Genomic DNA, 17665 nt, shown 5'->3' with positions numbered 1-17665 from the left:
AGGACTGGTGTCACCGGCCCGGATCGGGCCGGCGGCACCATCGGATGCAACGACCCGTGCCCGGCACCGGAAACGGTCGCCCCGGCGAGCCGACGCGACCGGTCAGCCGGCCGCCCAGCCCTGGGCGGACAGCCAGTCGCGCACGGCGGCGGCGGTGCCGGCCGGATCCCGGCGCAGATCGTGCGTCTCACCGGGACGGCTCACCACCTGCACCGCCGGCCCCGGCTCCGGCGTCCCGAACGGGTCCCGGTCACCGTTGACGACAAGCGTCGGCAGACCGGTGTCCAGTTCGGCGGCCCGTGAGCGTTCCGGCCGGCCGGGCGGGTGCAGCGGAAAGGCCAGGGCGACCACGCCCACCGCGCCCACCGCGCGGGCCGTCCGGCAGGCCACCCGCGCGCCACTGGAACGCCCACCGACCACCACCGTCGGCACGTCGGCGTGCCGGTCACGCAGCACGCCGAGCACCGCCACCCAGGCTTCGTCGAGGTGACCGGCCGGCGCCGGCGCCCGTCGACCGGCGACCCGGTACGGCTGGGTCACCCGGACCACCGCCAGGCCGGCCGCGACCGACGCGTCCCGGACCGCGAGCAGGTCGGGCGCGTCGACGCTGCCGCCCGCACCGTGCCCGAGGACGAGCAGGGCGGTGGCCGGTCGGGCCGGCAGGTCGGTGTCGATCCGCGCCGGACCGCGCGGGGTGTCGATGTCGTCGCTGGGTGGCACCGCACCATTCTGCGCCGCCGGACCGGCGACGGGCGCGAACCCGGCCGCCGATCAGCTCAGCGGGACCAGGGCGAGCAGGCGGTCGCGCACCGGCGGGCCGGCGTCGTCGATGGCGTCCGGGTCGGGGTCGACCTCGCCGCGCCAGGCGACGAGCATCGCCCGTCGTTCCCGGGGCGTGGTGCCGCCCCAGACGCCGTGGCAGTCGCCGACGTCGAGGGCCCAGGCCAGGCAGGACCCCTGTACGTCACAACTGCGGCACAGCGCGACGGCGGCGTCCGCCGGTTCGTTCGGTGCCGGAAAGAAGGTCTCCGGATCGACGCTCTGGCAGGTGCCCCTGGTACGCCACGCGTCGTCCTGTCGCCGTTCCCGCACTGCCCGCAGCAGTCGCGGATCTCGCCGCGCCGCCGCCACCTCGTGCGGACGCGGCATACGTGCCCGTGTCATCCGCCCACCTCCCCCGTGGGACCGGCAAGATCGGTGGACGTCGTCCGCCCCGTGCGAATCGATGTCCACTACCGGCGCTGTGTTCTATCGCACTTCGCAACATCGGGACAAGGGTCTGCCGGGAACCTGACTGAACAGTCGGGAGACGAATCACGCGGAACCCTGGCAAATCGGCGGCCGACGATGCGCGACAGCGTCAGAAGAGGGTCAACTCCTGCGGCGTCACCGTCGGCGCCACCGACACCCGGGCGGTCAGGTGCGGCCCGTCGTTGCGGACGTCTCCCACCGCCGCGCCCACCGGGCGGATCTCCAACCCCGCCAACTGCTCCGCCGACGCCGGGCTCAGCAGCCGTTGCGGCTCGTCCGTCGGGGCCAACCACGACGACCAACGCTCCGCCGGCAGCAGCACCGGCATCCGGTCGTGCACCTCGGCCAGGTCGCCGAGCGCCGCGGTCGTCAGCACGCTGAAGGTGAGCCGGGTCTCGGCGTCGGACTCCCAGACCGACCAGATGCCGGCCAGGGCCAGCACCGAACCGTCCCGGGGGGTCATGAAGTACGCCTGGCGGCCACCATCGGGCAGCCGGACCCACTCGTACCAGCCGTCGGCCGGGATCAGGCAGCGGCGACGGGCGAAGGAGCCCGCGTACGCCCGGCTGGTGGCCACCGTCTCCGCCCGCGCGTTGATCATGCGGGCGGCCCCCGAGGCGGACCGGGACCAGTGCGGCAACAGACCCCAGCGGCCGACGCAGAGGCTGCGGTGCCCCTCCGGGCTGAGCCGGACCAGCGGCACCGGGTCGGTGGGCGCGACGTTGTGGTCGGCGCGGACCTGGCCGTCGGAGTCGTCGGACGACTCGAACAGCGCGCTCAGCTCGCCGGCGCTCCGGGTCGTCGCGTACCTGCCGCACATGGGGCACACGCTAACGCGTCGGGGGCGCTGTCGGCTGTCCCGACAACCGGGAGTACGAGCGCCGGGTGCCGCTGACCCCCCGACGACACGGCAGAATGTAACCGTGGGGAACCTGACAGCGACCCGGCCGCCGCAGCCGTGGACCGCACCGACCGCATCCGACCCGGTGGCAGCGACCTTGCGCCTGCCCGGTTCCAAATCGATGACGGCCCGCGCCCTGGTGCTCAGCGCGCTGGCGGCCGGCCCGTCGACGCTGGCCCGGCCGCTGCGGGCCCGGGACACCGAGTTGATGGCCGCCGGCCTGCGGGCGATGGGCGCGCACGTGTCGATCAGCGACGACGAGCGCTGGCTGGTCCGCCCGCACCCGCTGGTCGGCCCCGCCCACGTCGACGTCGGGCTGGCCGGCACCGTGATGCGGTTCGTGCCACCGGTGGCGGGCCTGGCCGACGGGCAGGTCAGCTTCGACGGCGACCCGTACGTCCGCACCCGGCCGCTGGGCCCGCTGGTCGACGCGCTGCGCTCGCTGGGCGTCCGGATCGACGTCACCGGCACCGGCAGCCTCCCGCTGACCGTGCGCGGCACCGGCCGGGTCACCGGGGGCGAGGTGGTGATCGACGCGTCCGCATCCAGCCAGCTCGTCTCCGGGCTGTTGCTGGCCGCCCCGCGCTTCGACCGGGGCGTCGTGGTGCGCCACGTCGGCCCGCCGGTGCCGTCCGCGCCGCACCTGCGGATGACGGTGCAGATGCTGCGGGCCGCCGGCGCGGCCGTCGACGACAGCACCCCCGATGTCTGGACCGTCGAGCCCGGCCCGCTCACCGGGCGCGGCTGGGACATCGAGCCGGATTTGTCCGGCGCCGTGCCGTTCTTCGCCGCCGCCCTGGTCACCGGCGGTGAGGTGACCCTGCAGGGCTGGCCGCACAGCAGCGCCCAGCCGGTCGAGCAGCTCCGCTCGCTGCTGCAACGGATGGGCGGCGAGGTCAGCCTCTCCACCGACGGGCTGACGGTGCGCGGCACCGGCGTGGTGCACGGTCTGACCGCCGACCTGTCCGACGTCGGCGAGCTGACCCTGGTGCTGACCGCGCTGGCCCTGCTGGCCGACTCACCGTCGGTCTTCACCGGTGTCGGCCACATCCGGGGCCACGAGACCGACCGGCTCGCCGCGCTCACGCGGGAGTTCGGCGGGCTCGGCGCGGACATCACCGAGACCCCCGACGGGTTGGAGATCCGGCCCCGTCCGCTGCGCGGCGGGCTCTTCCACACCTACCACGACCACCGGATGGCTCACGCCGCCGCGGTGGCCGGGCTCGCCGTTCCGGGCATCGAGGTCGACGACGTGGGGTGTACCTCCAAGACGATGCCCGAGTTCCCGGCACTATGGTCAGCGATGGTGACCGGCAAGAGCTGACGCGACGGAGGAAGGTCCTGGCGACCAAACGGCGGGAGTACGACGAGGACGACGTACGGGTCCGGCCCGGTAAGTCGTCGCGCCCGCGTACGCGCACCCGCCCGCGGCACGCCGACGCGGTCGACGGGTTCGTCATCGCCGTCGACCGGGGGCGCTACACCTGCGTGCTGTCCGGGGCGGAGCGGGGCGTGGTCGGCGCCGAGCTGCCCACTGTCACCGCGATGCGGGCCCGCGAGCTGGGCCGCAAGTCGGTGGTGGTGGGTGACCGGGTCAGCCTGGTCGGCGACACGTCCGGCGCGGAGGGCGCACTCGCCCGCATCGTCCGGATCGCCGAGCGCCGTTCGGTGCTGCGGCGCACCGCCGACGACGACGAGACCACCGCCGAGGGCCGGCTGGAACGGGTGGTGGTGGCCAACGCCGACCAGTTGGTGATCGTGAGCGCGTTGGCCGACCCGCCGCCGCGTACCGGGTTCATCGACCGTTGCCTGGTGGCCGCGTACGACGCGGACGTCGAGCCGCTGCTCTGCCTCACCAAGGCCGACCTGGCCGGGCCGGAGGAGGTGCTCGGCTACTACACCGAGTTGGAGCTGCCGTACGTGCTCAACCGCCCCGACTCCGACCTCGACGCGCTCCGCGCGCTGTTGAGCGGCAAGGTGTCGGTGCTGGTCGGGCACTCCGGGGTGGGCAAGTCGACGCTGGTCAACCGGCTGGTGCCGGACGCGCTGCGCGCGGTCGGCGTGGTCAGCGCGATCGGCCGGGGCCGGCACACCTCGACCAGCGCGGTGGCGCTGCGGCTGCCACCGGTGCCCGGGGTCGACACCGACCCGGGTTGGATCATCGACACCCCCGGGATCCGCAGCTTCGGGTTGGCGCACGTTTCGGCCGACAGCCTGCTGCACGGCTTTCCGGACCTGGTCGAGGGCACCGTCGACTGCCCACCGAACTGCCCGCACACGGCCGACGAGGCCGAGTGTGGGCTGGACGCCTGGGTGGCCGCCGGTAAGGCCGACCCGCGCCGGCTGGCCTCGTACCGCCGGTTGCTCGCCTCCCGTGCCGGCGAGGGTGACTCGCGTGGCGACAGTGACCAGCGCGGGCCGGGCGAGGGTGACCGGCGCGGGCCCGACGAGTGACCCGACGGGCGTGGGCTAGGTTGCCGGGATGACCGGGTACGCCGACGACCTCGCCCTCGCCCACCTGCTCGCCGACCGGGCCGACGCCATCGCCACGGCCCGGTTCCGCGCGCTCGACCTGCGCGTCGAGGCGAAGCCCGACCTGACGCCGGTCTCCGACGCGGACACCGCCGTGGAGCGGGAGATCCGCGCCGTGCTGGCCGAGCACCGTCCGGCCGACGGGCTGCTCGGTGAGGAGTACGGCGCACAGCCGTCCGCCGACGCGAACGGCCGCCGGTGGATCATCGACCCGATCGACGGCACCAAGAACTTCGTCCGGGGCGTGCCGATCTGGGCCACCCTGATCGCGCTCTACGACGGAGACCGGCCGGCGGTCGGCGTGGTGTCCGCACCGGCGCTCGGACGCCGCTGGTGGGCGAGCGCGGGCGCGGGCACGTACGCCGGGACGAACCTCGCGGCGGGCGAGCGGATCGGTGTGTCCGCGGTGCGCGGGGTCGCGGACGCCAGCTTCTGCTACTCCTCGCTGGACGGGTGGGAGCGGGCCGGCCGGCTCGACGCGGTGCTCGACCTGATGCGGGACAGCTGGCGCAGCCGGGCGTACGGCGACTTCTACGGCTACATGCTGTTGGCCGAGGGGGCACTGGACGTGATGGCCGAGCCGGAGCTGTCGCTGTGGGACGTGGCGGCGCTGGTGCCGATCATCACGGAGGCGGGTGGCACGGTCACTGATCTGGCCGGTCGACCGGCCCCGACGGGCGACCCGGGCACCGACAGCAGCGTGGTGGCCACCAACGGTGTGCTGCACGCCGACATCCTCACCCGCCTCGATCGACCAGCCGCGCGCTGACCCCCGGCAACCTCTATCCTCGCCAGGTGGTCTCCTCCGGCTGGTGCTTCCTCGCGGCGATGATCGTCGCGTACGGCTTCGCCAACCTGCTCCAGTCGGTGGCGGCGGCCCGCACCACGGTCCACCACACCTTCGATCCGGGCCTGCTGCTGCGCCTCGCCGGGCACCGGACGTACCTGGTCGGCCTGGGCTGTCAGATCGGCGGCTTCGTGCTCGCCTTCCTGGCCCGACGGGACCTGCCGCTGTTCCTCGTGCAGGCCAGCGTGGCCGCCGGGCTCGGGGTGACCGCCATCCTCGGGGTGCTGGTGTTGAAGTGGCGGTTGCCGGCGGCGGAGGTGGTGCTGCTGGCGTTGCTCTTCGCGGGGATCACCGCGCTGGTGCTGTCCGCCCGGCCGGCACCGTCGAAGCAGCTCGGCACCGCCGGTTCGATAGCCCTGCTGGTGGCGCTCGGCGTGATCGCGGTGCTCGGGGTCTTCGCCGTACGGCTGCACGGGGCACCGGGTTCGGTGGCCCTCGGCTCCCTGGCCGGGCTGGCGTTCAGCTCGGCCGCTGTCGCCGCCCGACCGCTGGCGTCCACGCCGTCCGCCGAGGCGTTCCTCGTCAACCCGCTGTTCTACCTGCTGATCGCCCACTCGATCGTCGGTCAGCTGCTGCTCGGTCTGGCCATGCAGCGCGGCTCGACGACCGCCGCGGTCGCCGCGATGGACGCCGCCGGGGCGGTGCCGGCCGCGATCGTCGGCCTGCTGCTGCTCAACGACAAGATCTGGCCGGGGCGGGAGTGGCTGGCTGCGGCCGGCTTCCTGGTCACCCTGGCCGCGGTGATCGGCCTGACCCGGTACGCGCAGCCGCAGCAGCACCCCTCGGTGACCCCCGGGCGGGACCGCGCGATGGTCGCCGCGACCCGCCCAGGCTGATACAAGCCCCGCGCCGCACCCCATGCCCCGCCCCGCGCCCTCAGATCCACGCAACTTCCCCGAAGTTGCTGCCTCCGGCGTGTGGGAGGCAGCAACATCCCCGATGTTGCACGGATCATGGCGACGAGCATTCCGGGCGGGACCGCGCGACGGTCGTCGCGATCCGCGGCTGACTCAGGCCTCGACCGGCTTGCGCCGGCTCACCACCCGCTCGTAGAGACGCTCCAACGCACCGGCGGTCCGCTCCCAGGTGTAGCTGCTGCGCACCCGGTCCACCGCGGCGTGTCCGTACGCGAACCGGCCGGCGTTGTCGGCGAGCAGCCGGCGCAGCGACACGCCGAGCGCGCGTACGTCACCGGGAGGCACCAGGCGGCCGGTGACCTCGTCGACGACGGCGTCCGCCAGGCCGCCCATCGCGTAGCCGATCACCGGCACCCCGCAGGCCATCGCCTCCAGCGAGACCCGGCCGGCCGAGGAGTAGTGCGGCGTGCAGGCGACCACGTCCGCCGACCGGTACCAGGTGGCCATCTGGTCGTGCGGCACCGCCCCGACGAGCCGTACCTGGTCGACGACGCCGATCTGTTCGGCCAGCTCGCGCAGCCGGCGCGCCTCGGTGTGGTTGGCCAACTGGTCGGCCGGCGGCCCACCGGCGATCACCAACTCGGCGTCGCCGACCAGCCGCATCGCCCGGATCAGGTCCTCCTGGCCGTGCCCGGCGGCGAGCGAGCCCACCGAGAGGATGCGGGGCCGCTGTTCGCGTGGCGCGGCCTCGCCGTCGGGATGGAACAGGTCGATGTCGACGCCGGCCGGCACCAACGCGACCGAGCTGCGTTGCAGACCCATCCGGGTCAGCTCGTCGACCTCGTCGTTGGACTGGGCCACGGCGATGTCGACGGCCCGGGTCAGCGCGCGTTCCAGCGTGATCCGCTGCCCCGGCCCGTCGTAGTGACCGCCCAGGTGACGCAACTGCTCGACGCCGAGCGAGTGGAACGTCTGCACCACCGGGATGTCGGTCTCCCGAACGGCGTGTGCGGCGGCCAGACCGCCGACCCAGTAGTGCCCGTGCACCACCTCGGGCCGCCAGGCGCCGGACCACTCGTCGGCCAGCCAGCGGCCGACCTCCGTCACGTACGGGATCAGCTCGGCGGTGGGTAGTGCGGTGGGCGGGCCGGCGGGCACGTGGTGCACCTGGTAGCCGTCGACGTCCATCGTCGCCGGCAGCGCCGGGTCGTCCCGGCGGACGTAGAGCCGGACGTCATGGCCCCGCTCGGTCAGTTCCGCGGCGACCCTGGCGATGTGCTGTCGAGTGCCGACCGGTGGGCCGTCGGCGTGGCGGTACGAGCTGGCGTGCGCGCAGACGAGGCCGACGCGCATGGGTCACCTCCCTGCGATCTTTCCTCGGCGGTGGTCCTCCCGGTCAGAGCGTCCCATTAACCCCGCGACGCTGAGTCGAAACCTGGCAGATCAGGAAGAGTCCGCCCGACTGCCACCGACACTTGCGCCACGGCAATCACACGCGGCACACGACCGCACGATTCGACGGTGATCGACAACCTGTCGCTGGTGTGACCAGGTCCGGCCGGGGGTACCGCTCAGGAATGCCGCTGACCCGCAGTCTCGACGATTCGACCGTGGTGATCACCGGCGCGTCCAGCGGGATCGGCACGGCGACCGCCTACGCACTGGCCCGCCGGGGTGCCGCCGTCGTGCTGGCCGCCCGCAGTGAGCCGGCCCTGCGACAGGTCGCGCAGCGCTGCCGGGAGCTGGGCGGTCAGGCGCTCGTCGTACCGACCGACGTGACCGATTTGGAATCGGTGCGGCGGCTGGCCGAACAGGCGGTGGCCGAGTTCGGTCGGATCGACGCCTGGGTGAACAACGCCGCGGTCAGCGCGGTGGGTCTGTTCGACGAGATCCCGGTCGCCGAGTTCCGTCGGGTGCTGGAGGTCAACCTGCTCGGGGCGGTGCACGGCATCAAGGCGGCGCTGCCCTACCTCGGCGCCGCCGGTGGCGGTGTGCTGGTCAACAACGCCTCGGTGCTGGCCGAGGTGGCCATGCCGTACCAGTCGGCGTACAACGCCACCAAGCACGGCATCCGAGGGTTGGCCGACACCGTCCGCCAGGAGCTGCGGGTCACCGGTCGGGGGCACATCTCCGTCTGCACCGTGCTGCCGGCCACCATCGACACCCCGTTCTTCCGGCACACCGGCAACCACAGCGGGCGGGAGCTGGTGCCGCCGCCGCCGATCTACCCGCCGGAGGTGGTCGCCGAGACCATCGTCCGGCTGCTGCGCCGGCCGCGCCGCGAGGCGTACGCCGGTGGCGCGGCCCGGTTGATCGGCCTGCAGTGGCGGCTGGCGCCCGCGCTGGTGGAGCGCACCCTCGGCTGGTACGCGCACCGCACCCAGTTCGGGCCGGGCGCCCGCGTGGACAGCAGCGGCAACGTGTTCCACGCCGACGCTCAGGCGCGCCAGGACGGCGGTTGGAACGGTCGACGCCGGCAGTTGGTGCGGATGACCGCCGCGTTCGGTCTGGCAGCCGCCGGCACCGCCGTCGGCACCCTGGCGGCCATCAACCGCCGCTCCCGGTCGGACCGCTGATGGCGGACGTCGAGCGTCAGAATGCGCCGACCGTCACCGGCGCGCACAATGGGGCGATCATGGCGAGCTGTCTCGTGGAAGTCGACGAGTCGTCGGCGGTGGTCCGGTTGACCGGTGTGCTCGACGCCGCCGGAGCCGAGGCGGTACGCAGCGCCCTGCTCACCCGCCTCGCGGACCGGCCCGGCCCGGTGGTGGCCGACGTGACCGGTCTGCGGTTCGTCGAGCCGGCCGGTCGGGGCGTCTTCGCCGACATCCGCCGGGAGGTCGCCGACTGGCCCGCCGCGGATCTGCTGCTGTGTGACCCGACGGCCGCCGGGCCCGCCCACCCGGGCTCCGCAGCCGCCGGGACCGCCCACCCGGGCTCACCGGCTGCCCACCCGGATTCGGCGCTCGACGGCGTGCCGGCCTGGCCGACGCTCGACGGCGCGCTGGCCGCCATCGCGGCCACCCCACTCGCGGCGGTGCTCACCGCCGAACTCGCCCCGGCGGTGGGAGCCGCCCGGCAGGCCCGCGAGCTGGTCAACACCGGCTGCGAGCGCTGGGGCATGCCGACACTCGCCGACCCGGCGTGCATCGCGGTCACCGAGATGGTCAACAACGTGGTGGCGCACGCAAAGACGCCGATGACGGTTCGGCTGGCACCCCAGGAGACCACCCTGCACCTGGCGGTGCGCGACCACTCCCCGCGTCGGCCGACGTTCGCCGGGATATCCCCGCCGACCCGGGCCGGCGGCCGGGGCCTGCTGCTGATCGACACGGTGACCCGTCGCTGGGGCAGCAGCGCCGTAGGGGACGGCAAGGTCGTCTGGTGCGTGCTGCACCCGGACGACGAGGCCGTCTGACCCAGCTGATCGCGGCGCACCTCGCCGGCCGGTCCGCGCTGCCGGCCCCGGGCTTTCGCCGTCGACGCCCGGTTCGGTGCCGTTTCGCCGAAGGGTCACCCGGTTACGGCGGGAGGGCAGCGGGTAGTGATCAGACATGCGCGACAACGAGTACCCGACCCCCGTGTCCGACACCGAGGCGCAAGGGCTGCCCGACACCGCCGATGACGACTCGACCGCCAACGACGACGTCTTCACCGGGCGCGAGGCGGACGGCCCCGACCCGGCCCAGCTGCCCGGCGACCGGACGCCGGTGGCGGTGGACCGGTTCGGAACGACAGCTGAGGAGCAGCTCGACGGTGAGTCGTTGGACTACAAGCTCGACCGTGAGGTCTACGAGCGCCCGGCGGACGATCCGCTGGCCGGCACGATCGACCCGAAGATCGCCTTCGAGGCGGACAATCTGGAAGCCGCGGCGGAGGCCCAGCTGGACGCCGACGTGATGGATCCGGGGCCCACCTCGGACCCGAACTCGCCGGTCTCGCTCTATGACCACGGTCAGCTCGGCACGGTGGCCGACGCCACGGTGGGCCGACTGGTGGAACCGGACGAGGGGTCGCACACCGACCAGGAGACCGACTCGGTGGCGTACGACGCCGGATCGGCCGGCGGCGGGGCGACCGCCGAGGAGTTGGCCATCCACGAGACGGAGCCACCGCGCTCGGTCTGACGTCCGCCCGGTCTGACGTCCGCCCGGTCTGACGTCCGTCCGTTCAGTCGTCCGTCCGTTCAGTCGTCCAGGCCGCGTTCGATGGCGTACCGGGTCAGCTCGACCCGGTTGTGCAGTTGCAGCTTGCCCAGGGTGTTCTGCACGTGGTTCTGCACGGTGCGGTGCGACAGGCCGAGCCGCTGGGCGATCTGCTTGTACGACATCCCCTTCGCCACCAGCCGCAGCACCTCCGTCTCCCGTTCGGTGAGCTGGGGCGTCGCGGGTTCCGCAGCGCCGGCGCTCCCCCGCCCCGGTCCGGCGGCCAGCCGGCGGTACTCGCCGAGCACCAGTCCGGCCAGGCCGGGGGTGAAAACCGCCTCGCCGGCCGCGGTGCGGTGCACCGCCTCCAGGAACTCGGCGGGCGCTGTCGACTTCACCAGGTAGCCGGTGGCTCCGGCCTTGACCGCGTCCAGCACGCTCTGCTGCTCGCCGCTGGCGCTGAGCATCAGCACCCGTACGGTGGGCAGCGCCGCGCGCAACCCCAGGATCACCTCGACGCCGGAGATGTCCGGCAGTTGCAGGTCGAGGACGACGACGTCGGGCCGGGCGGCGGCGGCCACCCGAACGGCCTGTCGCCCCTCCCCGCTGGTCGCCACCACCAGGAAGCCGGCCTCGGTCAGGTCGCGGGCCACCCCCTCCCGCCACATCGGATGGTCGTCCACCACCATCACCCGGATCTGGTTCACCGCGGGGACCTCGGCACGCTCAGCTCGATCTCGGTGCCCGCCTCGGGTGCGGACACGATCCGCACCGTCCCGCCCAGGTCGGTCACCCGGCCCCGGATCGACTGGGTCACCCCGAGTCGCCCCTGGGCGGCCGCCTCGGCCAGCCGGCCGTCCGGGATGCCCGGCCCCTCGTCACGGATCGACACGGTCACCGTCTCCCCCTCGTCCTCGATCAGCACCCAGGCCCGCCCACCGGCGTGCCGTCCCACGTTGTCCAGGGCCGCACCGGTCGCCGCCGCCAACTCGCCGGCCACCCGCCGGGGCAGCGGCACCGGGGTGGCCGGGGCGGAGAGCGCTACCGCCGCCGAGGCGTACCGGCCGAGCAGGGTCCGCAGGTCCACCGCCTCGCCCCCCTCCGGCAGGCTCGCGGCGGTCGGGCTGGCACCGGTGATCAGCGCCCGCAGGGCGGCCTCCTGCTCACCGGCCAGCCGGGCCAGCTCGCCGGCCTCCCCGGGCAGGTCGGCGCCGCGCCGCTGGACCAGCGCCAGCACCTGCAGGACCGAGTCGTGGATGCCCCGGGCCAGCCGTTCGCGCTCCCGCGTGGCGGCCTCCAGCTCGACCGCGCGTTGCAGCCGCTCCTCGGCGCTCGCCGCCAGCCGGGCCACGTGCCCGACCACCACTCCGGCGAGCAGCATCAGGATCACCCCGGTGAACGAGGACTGACCGATCCGCTCCCGGGTGGCCAGGTCCGCGCCGGCGACGATCAGCGCGGCGACAGTGCCCCGCCGCCGGCCGCCGGAGACGGCCCAGGCCAGCACCGGGCCGGCCATCCAGGCCACCCCGAGGGTGGGTACGCCGTGGGTCAGCGCCATCCGGCCGACCACCCACGGGGTGGCCAGCACGATGGCCACCACCACAGCGAGGTCGGCCAGCAGCAGCGGCCAGCGCCGCCAGGCCGGTCGGGCGTACCCGACAGCGGTCGCCCCGGTCCAGGCGATCATCAGCAGGATCAGGGCGCCGACGGCGTACGGGTGGGCGTACCGGTCGGCGTCGCGCACCGCAAGCGCGCAGACGTACGCCAGGGAGGCCAGCCTGAACACGGTGAGGGCACGCCACAGCGGCACCTCGAATCCACCCGGCGGCGACGGCATGGCGGTCAGGATGCCACAACGGTCCGGCCGCACGGCGAGCAGCGAGTGCGGTTCGGGAAACCCTGACGTACGGTGGAAAAGCCGCGAAATACTTCGAGATGCGCCGCCGGGACGGGCCCATGACGAACGCAGATCCGCACGCACCGCGTACGGTTGTGCCCATCGAACCTGCCCTCCTGATCGCCGATGCCTTTGACCAGGCTCAGGTGACCGAGATTCGACACTCGGTCGCCTCCTGCGCGCATGCCTCCGGCCTGCGCGGCCAGCGGCTGGACGACTTCGTGCTCGCGATCAACGAACTGATCACCAATGCGGTGCGCCACGGCGGCGGGCGCGGCTGGTTGCGGCTCTGGCAGGAGGCGGGGGTGCTGGTCTGCGAGATCGCCGACCACGGGCACGGGATCAGCCCGCAGCGACTGGGCGACCGCACTCGGCCGGCAGCGGACACCGCCGGCGGCTGGGGGCTCTGGTTGGCCCGAGAGCTGACCGACGCGATGGAGGTGGCCACCGGCACCGCCGGCACCACAGTCCGCATCACCACCGGCCTACCAACCCAGAACCCCACCCCGCACTAACCCAGCCCACCCGCCCTCTCTCCACCCCACCCCACCCCGTCGATCATGGAGTTGTGGTGGGTGACAAAGTCCCTGGATGACACGAAAACGGGCACCATAACTCCATGATCGCGCGGCGGCGCAGGCCACGCGGGGGTGCCTCGGGTGCGAGTTGGGGTCAGGCGAAGAGGGCGGAGACGGATTCTCCGTTGTGGATTCGGCGCGTCGCCTCGGCCAGGGCGGGGGCTACCGACAGGACCCGCAACTTGGGGACCCGCTTGGCGTCCGGGATGGGCACCGTGTTGGTGCAGACGATCTCCAGGACGCCGTCCTGGTCGCTGAGCCGCTGCAAGGCGTCGCCGGAGAAGAGACCGTGCGTGCAGGCGAGCCGGATCGACCGGACCTTCAGGCCGCGCAGATGCTCCATCAACTCGACCACCGTGCTGCCCTTGGCGATCTCGTCGTCCAGCACGATGACGTCCCGGTCGGTCACGTCACCGATCACCGCGCTGATCTTGACCAGGTCGTCGCTGAACCGCTGCTTCGCCCCGGCCGCGACCGGTGTGCCGAGCAGCCGGGCGAAGGCCGCGGCCTCCTTGGCGTTGCCCAGGTCGGGCGAGACGACCACGGTGTTGCTGAGGTCGTAGCGCCGGAAGTGGGTGGCCAGCTCGCGCAGCGCGTGCAGATGATCCACCGGGACACTGAAGAAGCCGTGCACCTGCGGCGAGTGCAGGGTCATCGCGAGCACGCGGTCCGCCCCGGCCGAGGTGAGCAGGTCGGCGACGAGCCGCGCGCCGATCGAGATCCGCGGCGCGTCCTTCTTGTCCGAGCGGGCGTACGCGTAGTGCGGCAGCACCACGGTGATCCGACCGGCGGAGGCGCCCCGGGCCGCGTCGATCATCAGCAGCAGCTCGACCAGGTGCTCCTGCACCGGCGGCACCAGCGGCTGGATCAGGAAGACGTCCCGCTCCCGGCAGTTGGCCTGCAACTGGACTTCCAGGCAGTCGTTGGCGAACCGGGAGACCCGCACCGGGTGCAGCGGCACCCCCAGGTGAGCGCAGATCTCGGCAGCCAGGTCGGGATGGGCGGTTCCACTGAAAACGGCGATGTCGCGCACGTTCGCACATCGTAGGGGACGCGGACGGCAGCCGACGGCGGCGGGCCGGAACCCACAGCGACGCCTGTCGCGCCACGCCGCCGTCCGGGTACGGTGCTGCGGTGACCCCCCAGTACGTCGCCGCCATCGACCAGGGCACCACCTCCTCGCGGTGCATCGTCTTCGACCGGGCCGGGGACATCGTCGCCGTGGCCCAGCGCGAGCACCGGCAGGTCTTCCCCCGACCGGGTTGGGTGGAGCACGACGCCGAGGAGATCTGGGACAACGTCCAGCAGGTGGTCGCCGAGGCGCTGCGGGCCGCCGGGACCGACGCGTCCGGCCTGGCCGCCGTCGGCATCACCAACCAGCGGGAGACCACCGTCGTCTGGGACCGGGCCACCGGCCGCCCGGTGGCCAACGCCATCGTCTGGCAGGACACCCGGACCGGGCCGCTGCTGCGCGAGCTCTCTTCGGCGTACGGCGAGGAGCGGTTCCGGACCCGCACCGGCCTGCCGCTGGCCACCTACTTCGCCGGGCCGAAGCTGCGCTGGCTGCTCGACGAGGTCGACTGCCTGCGCGAGCGCGCCGAGCGCGGCGAGGTGCTCTTCGGCACCATGGACAGCTGGCTGATCTGGAAGCTGACCGGCGCGCACGTCACCGACGTGACGAACGCCAGCCGGACCATGCTGATGGACCTCACGACGCTCGACTGGGACCCGGAGCTGCTGGACGCCATGGGCGTGCCGGCGGCGATGCTCCCGGAGATCCGCTGCTCCGCCGAGGTGTACGGCTCGGCGACCGGCGTGCTCGACGGGGTGCCGGTGGCCAGTGCGCTCGGCGACCAGCAGGCCGCCCTGTTCGGGCAGACCTGCTTCCAGCCGGGCGAGGCGAAGTGCACCTACGGCACCGGCAGTTTCCTGCTGCTCAACACCGGTGCCAGCCTGGTTCCGTCGACCCACGGCCTCCTCACCACCGTCGCCTACCGGATCAAGGACCAACCACCGGCGTACGCCCTGGAAGGTGCCATCGCGGTCACCGGCTCACTGGTGCAGTGGCTGCGGGACAACCTGGGGTTGATCTCCGCGGCGGCCGAGGTGGAGGAGCTGGCCCGCACCGTCGACGACAACGGCGGCTGTTACGTGGTGCCGGCGTTCTCCGGGCTGTTCGCCCCGCACTGGCGCAGCGACGCCCGCGGGGTGATCGCCGGCCTGACCGGCTACATCACCAAGGGGCACCTGGCGCGGGCGGTGCTGGAGGCGTCGGCGTGGCAGACCCGCGAGGTGGTCGACGCGATGAACGCCGACTCGGATGTGGCGCTGCGCCGGCTGCGGGTGGACGGCGGCATGACCGCCAACGGGCTGCTCATGCAGTTCCTCGCCGACGTCCTCGACGTGCCGGTGGTCCGGTCCCGGATCACCGAGACCACCTGCCTGGGAGCCGCGTACGCGGCGGGTCTGGCGGTCGGCTTCTGGCCGGACCTGGCCACCCTGCGGGCACAGTGGCGCTCCGACGCGCAGTGGGAGTCGACGATGACGCCGGAGCTGCGCGATCAGGAGCTGCGCCAGTGGCGCAAGGCCGTGCAGCGCACCCTGGACTGGGTGGACTGACCTCAGCGGTCGGTGCGGACCTGTGCCACGAACGCGCGCCAGGCCTCCGGCGCGAAGGTGAGGACGGCGCCGGCGCGGTCGGTGGAGTCACGGACCAGCACCTGCTCTGGCAGGTTGTCGGCCACCTCGACGCAGGTGTCACCGCCGTTGCCGGACCGGGTCGACACGCGCCACCGAGGGGTGGGGGCGGAGTTCACAGCTCGTTCACCAACTTTCCGATCAGCTCGACGGACACGCCCGCCGGCAGGGCCTCGCCCAGCAGCGTGTCCCACATCGTCCTGATGGTATCAACGGTGTCGGTCCGGTCGACGATCTGACCGAAGACCCCGTCGACGTAGGCCACCTCGTCGCCGTCGGGCAAATTGGCCAGCACGAAGCCGCCGGCCAGCCCGGCGTGCGCGCCCACGCCGGCGGGGATCACGTAAAGCCGGATGTGGGGCAGGGCGGCCAGCTCGACCAGCCGTGCCAACTGGGCGAGCTGGACGTCGCGATCACCGACCACGCGGCGCAGCGCGGCCTCGTCCACGATCGCGGTGAACCGCTTCGGGGCCGGGCCGGTCAGCAGCTCCTGCCGGGCCAGCCGGCCGGCGACCAACTGGGCGACCCGCTCCGGGGTGTGGGTGCCCTGGGCGCTGAGCACCGCGTGCGCGTACGCCTCGGTCTGGAGCAGGCCCGGCACCAGCGACGGTTGAACGGTGCGGAGGGCGACCGCCTCGGCCTCGATCGCCGGCCACGGCGCGAACCAGGCCGGCGACTGCTGCCGGGCCGCCACCGCCAGCAACTCGGCCAACAGCCCGCCGGTGTCCAGCGCCGTGTCCGCCGCCTCGGCGAACTGCGGGGTTGGTCGGCGCCGCCCGGTCTCGATCGCCGCGATGGTGGACGGACTCCACCTGATCAGCTCCGCCAGCGCCTCCTGCGAGACGCCCGCACCGGCCCGGGCCGCCTTGAGCGCCCTGATCCACATGTCGCCGTTCATCCGACCGCCCCAGACTCCACGAAGAGTGACGGGTCCATCCTCGACGGTGACGCCGGTCAGGTCCAGCAGGTGCGGCGAAAGCGCGGTGTCCCGGTCACTCCCAGCGGTTGCCGGTGAGCTTCTCGTAGACGTCGACGTAGCGGGCCCGGGTCGCCTCGACCACCTCGGCCGGCACGTCCGGGGCGGGGGGCTGCTTGTCCCAGCCGCTGCCGGTGGCCCAGTCCCGCACGTACTGCTTGTCGTAGGAGAACTGCACCCGGCCCGGCTGGTACGACTCGGCCGGCCAGAACCGCGACGAGTCGGAGGTGAGCAGCTCGTCGGCGAGGACCAGCGTGCCGTCCGGCGCCCAGCCCAGCTCGATCTTGGTGTCGGCGATCAGGATGCCCCGGTCGGCGGCCAGTTCGGCACCGCGCCGGTAGATGTCGAGGGTGATCTGCCGCAGCCGCTCGGCGGTGGCCGCGCCCACCTTGTCCACCACGTCGTCGTACGTGATCGGCTCGTCATGCTCGCCCGCCGGCGCCTTGCTCGACGGCGTGAAGATCGGCTCAGGCAGGATCGACGCCTCGCCGAGCCCTCGCGGCAGTGGTACGCCGGAGACCGCGCCGGTGCGCTCGTACTCCCGCAGGCCGCCACCGGTCAGGTAACCGCGGGCGACGCACTCGACCGGGACCATGTCCAGCCGCTGGCAGCGGATGGCCCGCCCGGCGAACTCGGCGGGCACGTCGGTGGCCGAGATGACGTGGTTCGGCACCAGGTCGGCGAGCTGCTCGAACCACCAGAGCGAGAGCGCGGTGAGTAGGCGACCCTTGTCCGGGATCGGCGTCGGCAGCGCCACGTCGTAGATCGAGATGCGATCCGAGGCCACCAGGATCAGGTCGTCGCCGTCGGCGTAGACGTCCCGGACCTTGCCCGAGTGCAGAAGTTCCACGCGCCCTAGTACACCACGCGACGGTGGCAGGCCCAGATTCGACCACCCGGCCGAGGGTGACCGGACGGACGTTGACACCCTCGTGCGCTGCCTGCGTGAATGGTCCGACCGCCACCCCCGTAGGTCCAGGAGAG

19 protein-coding genes are annotated in these 17665 nt (G+C 73.2%); 9 read left to right on the top strand and 10 right to left on the bottom strand.

The features are described 5' to 3' along the window. Window positions 1-102: 102 nt before the first annotated feature. The 3 genes from QCZ28_RS26150 to QCZ28_RS26140 form a co-directional block, all read right to left on the bottom strand. Window positions 103-720, bottom strand: coding sequence for an alpha/beta family hydrolase (locus QCZ28_RS26150; RefSeq protein ID WP_279519123.1), 618 nt, complete (start codon window positions 718-720; stop codon window positions 103-105). A 51-nt stretch (window positions 721-771) separates the two neighbouring features. Beyond that, window positions 772-1164, bottom strand: coding sequence for a WhiB family transcriptional regulator (locus QCZ28_RS26145; RefSeq protein ID WP_030336652.1), 393 nt, complete (start codon window positions 1162-1164; stop codon window positions 772-774). Window positions 1165-1360: 196 nt separating this feature from the next. Beyond that, a complete protein-coding gene (locus QCZ28_RS26140) occupies window positions 1361-2071 on the bottom strand; it encodes an SOS response-associated peptidase (RefSeq protein ID WP_279519122.1) in 711 nt (236 codons plus the stop codon). Window positions 2072-2174: 103 nt separating this feature from the next. Here QCZ28_RS26140 and aroA point away from each other — a divergent pair, with 103 nt between their 5' ends. From aroA to QCZ28_RS26120, 4 genes are read left to right on the top strand one after another with little or no spacing between them, the layout of a single operon-like run. Beyond that, window positions 2175-3476: a 3-phosphoshikimate 1-carboxyvinyltransferase gene (gene aroA / locus QCZ28_RS26135; protein WP_279519121.1), complete on the top strand. Its 1302-nt coding sequence runs from the start codon at window positions 2175-2177 to the stop codon at window positions 3474-3476. Continuing rightward, window positions 3446-4606, top strand: coding sequence for a ribosome small subunit-dependent GTPase A (gene rsgA / locus QCZ28_RS26130; protein WP_279519120.1), 1161 nt, complete (start codon window positions 3446-3448; stop codon window positions 4604-4606). The genes aroA and rsgA overlap by 31 nt, the downstream gene beginning before the upstream one ends. A gap of 28 nt (window positions 4607-4634) precedes the next feature. Continuing rightward, a complete protein-coding gene (gene hisN / locus QCZ28_RS26125) occupies window positions 4635-5453 on the top strand; it encodes a histidinol-phosphatase (protein ID WP_279519119.1) in 819 nt (272 codons plus the stop codon). A gap of 59 nt (window positions 5454-5512) precedes the next feature. Further along, window positions 5513-6367, top strand: coding sequence for a hypothetical protein (locus tag QCZ28_RS26120; RefSeq protein ID WP_279519168.1), 855 nt, complete (start codon window positions 5513-5515; stop codon window positions 6365-6367). Window positions 6368-6541: 174 nt separating this feature from the next. Here the strand turns inward: QCZ28_RS26120 and QCZ28_RS26115 are convergent, their stop codons facing one another. Continuing rightward, a complete protein-coding gene (locus QCZ28_RS26115; protein ID WP_279519118.1) occupies window positions 6542-7741 on the bottom strand; it encodes a glycosyltransferase in 1200 nt (399 codons plus the stop codon). A 224-nt stretch (window positions 7742-7965) separates the two neighbouring features. Between QCZ28_RS26115 and QCZ28_RS26110 the strand changes: the two genes are divergently transcribed. From QCZ28_RS26110 to QCZ28_RS26100, 3 genes are all read left to right on the top strand, one after another. Further along, window positions 7966-8964, top strand: a complete 999-nt coding sequence (locus QCZ28_RS26110; protein WP_279519117.1) for an SDR family oxidoreductase — start codon at window positions 7966-7968, stop codon at window positions 8962-8964. Beyond that, window positions 8964-9806, top strand: a complete 843-nt coding sequence (locus tag QCZ28_RS26105) for an ATP-binding protein (protein ID WP_279519116.1) — start codon at window positions 8964-8966, stop codon at window positions 9804-9806. The genes QCZ28_RS26110 and QCZ28_RS26105 overlap by 1 nt, the downstream gene beginning before the upstream one ends. Window positions 9807-9942: 136 nt before the next feature. After that, entirely contained in the window at window positions 9943-10515 is a 573-nt protein-coding gene (locus QCZ28_RS26100; RefSeq protein ID WP_030336635.1) for a DUF5709 domain-containing protein, read from the top strand. 59 nt (window positions 10516-10574) lie between these two features. Here the strand turns inward: QCZ28_RS26100 and QCZ28_RS26095 are convergent, their stop codons facing one another. Continuing rightward, on the bottom strand, window positions 10575-11222 hold the full coding sequence (locus QCZ28_RS26095; protein WP_279519167.1) for a response regulator transcription factor: 648 nt from the start codon (window positions 11220-11222) through the stop codon (window positions 10575-10577). A 14-nt stretch (window positions 11223-11236) separates the two neighbouring features. Continuing rightward, window positions 11237-12370, bottom strand: coding sequence for a DUF5931 domain-containing protein (locus tag QCZ28_RS26090; protein WP_279519115.1), 1134 nt, complete (start codon window positions 12368-12370; stop codon window positions 11237-11239). Between the two features lie 119 nt (window positions 12371-12489). Here QCZ28_RS26090 and QCZ28_RS26085 point away from each other — a divergent pair, with 119 nt between their 5' ends. Further along, complete coding sequence (locus QCZ28_RS26085) at window positions 12490-12945, top strand: ATP-binding protein (RefSeq protein ID WP_279519114.1); 456 nt, start codon at window positions 12490-12492, stop codon at window positions 12943-12945. A gap of 157 nt (window positions 12946-13102) precedes the next feature. Here the strand turns inward: QCZ28_RS26085 and QCZ28_RS26080 are convergent, their stop codons facing one another. Next, window positions 13103-14041, bottom strand: a complete 939-nt coding sequence (locus QCZ28_RS26080) for a ribose-phosphate pyrophosphokinase (RefSeq protein ID WP_030336628.1) — start codon at window positions 14039-14041, stop codon at window positions 13103-13105. A 101-nt stretch (window positions 14042-14142) separates the two neighbouring features. Here QCZ28_RS26080 and glpK point away from each other — a divergent pair, with 101 nt between their 5' ends. Beyond that, entirely contained in the window at window positions 14143-15627 is a 1485-nt protein-coding gene (gene glpK / locus QCZ28_RS26075; RefSeq protein WP_279519113.1) for a glycerol kinase GlpK, read from the top strand. Between the two features lie 2 nt (window positions 15628-15629). Here glpK and QCZ28_RS26070 read toward each other — a convergent pair whose 3' ends face one another. The 3 genes from QCZ28_RS26070 to QCZ28_RS26060 form a co-directional block, all read right to left on the bottom strand. Continuing rightward, entirely contained in the window at window positions 15630-15794 is a 165-nt protein-coding gene (locus QCZ28_RS26070; protein WP_279519112.1) for a DUF397 domain-containing protein, read from the bottom strand. Window positions 15795-15820: 26 nt separating this feature from the next. Then, window positions 15821-16603 carry a helix-turn-helix transcriptional regulator gene (locus QCZ28_RS26065; RefSeq protein WP_279519111.1) on the bottom strand — a complete coding sequence of 261 codons (783 nt, stop codon included), beginning with the start codon at window positions 16601-16603 and terminating at the stop codon, window positions 15821-15823. Between the two features lie 94 nt (window positions 16604-16697). After that, the gene (locus tag QCZ28_RS26060) at window positions 16698-17531 is read right to left on the bottom strand and encodes a phosphoribosylaminoimidazolesuccinocarboxamide synthase (RefSeq protein WP_279519110.1); all 834 of its coding nucleotides are present in this window, start codon (window positions 17529-17531) and stop codon (window positions 16698-16700) included. Between the last annotated feature and the right edge of the window lie 134 nt (window positions 17532-17665).

Source organism: Micromonospora sp. DH14 (genome assembly GCF_029809455.1).
Taxonomy (GTDB): Bacteria; Actinomycetota; Actinomycetes; order Mycobacteriales; family Micromonosporaceae; genus Micromonospora; species Micromonospora parva.
Note: the sequence above shows the minus strand (reverse complement) of the source record. Positions and strands in the feature narration are given on the sequence as shown.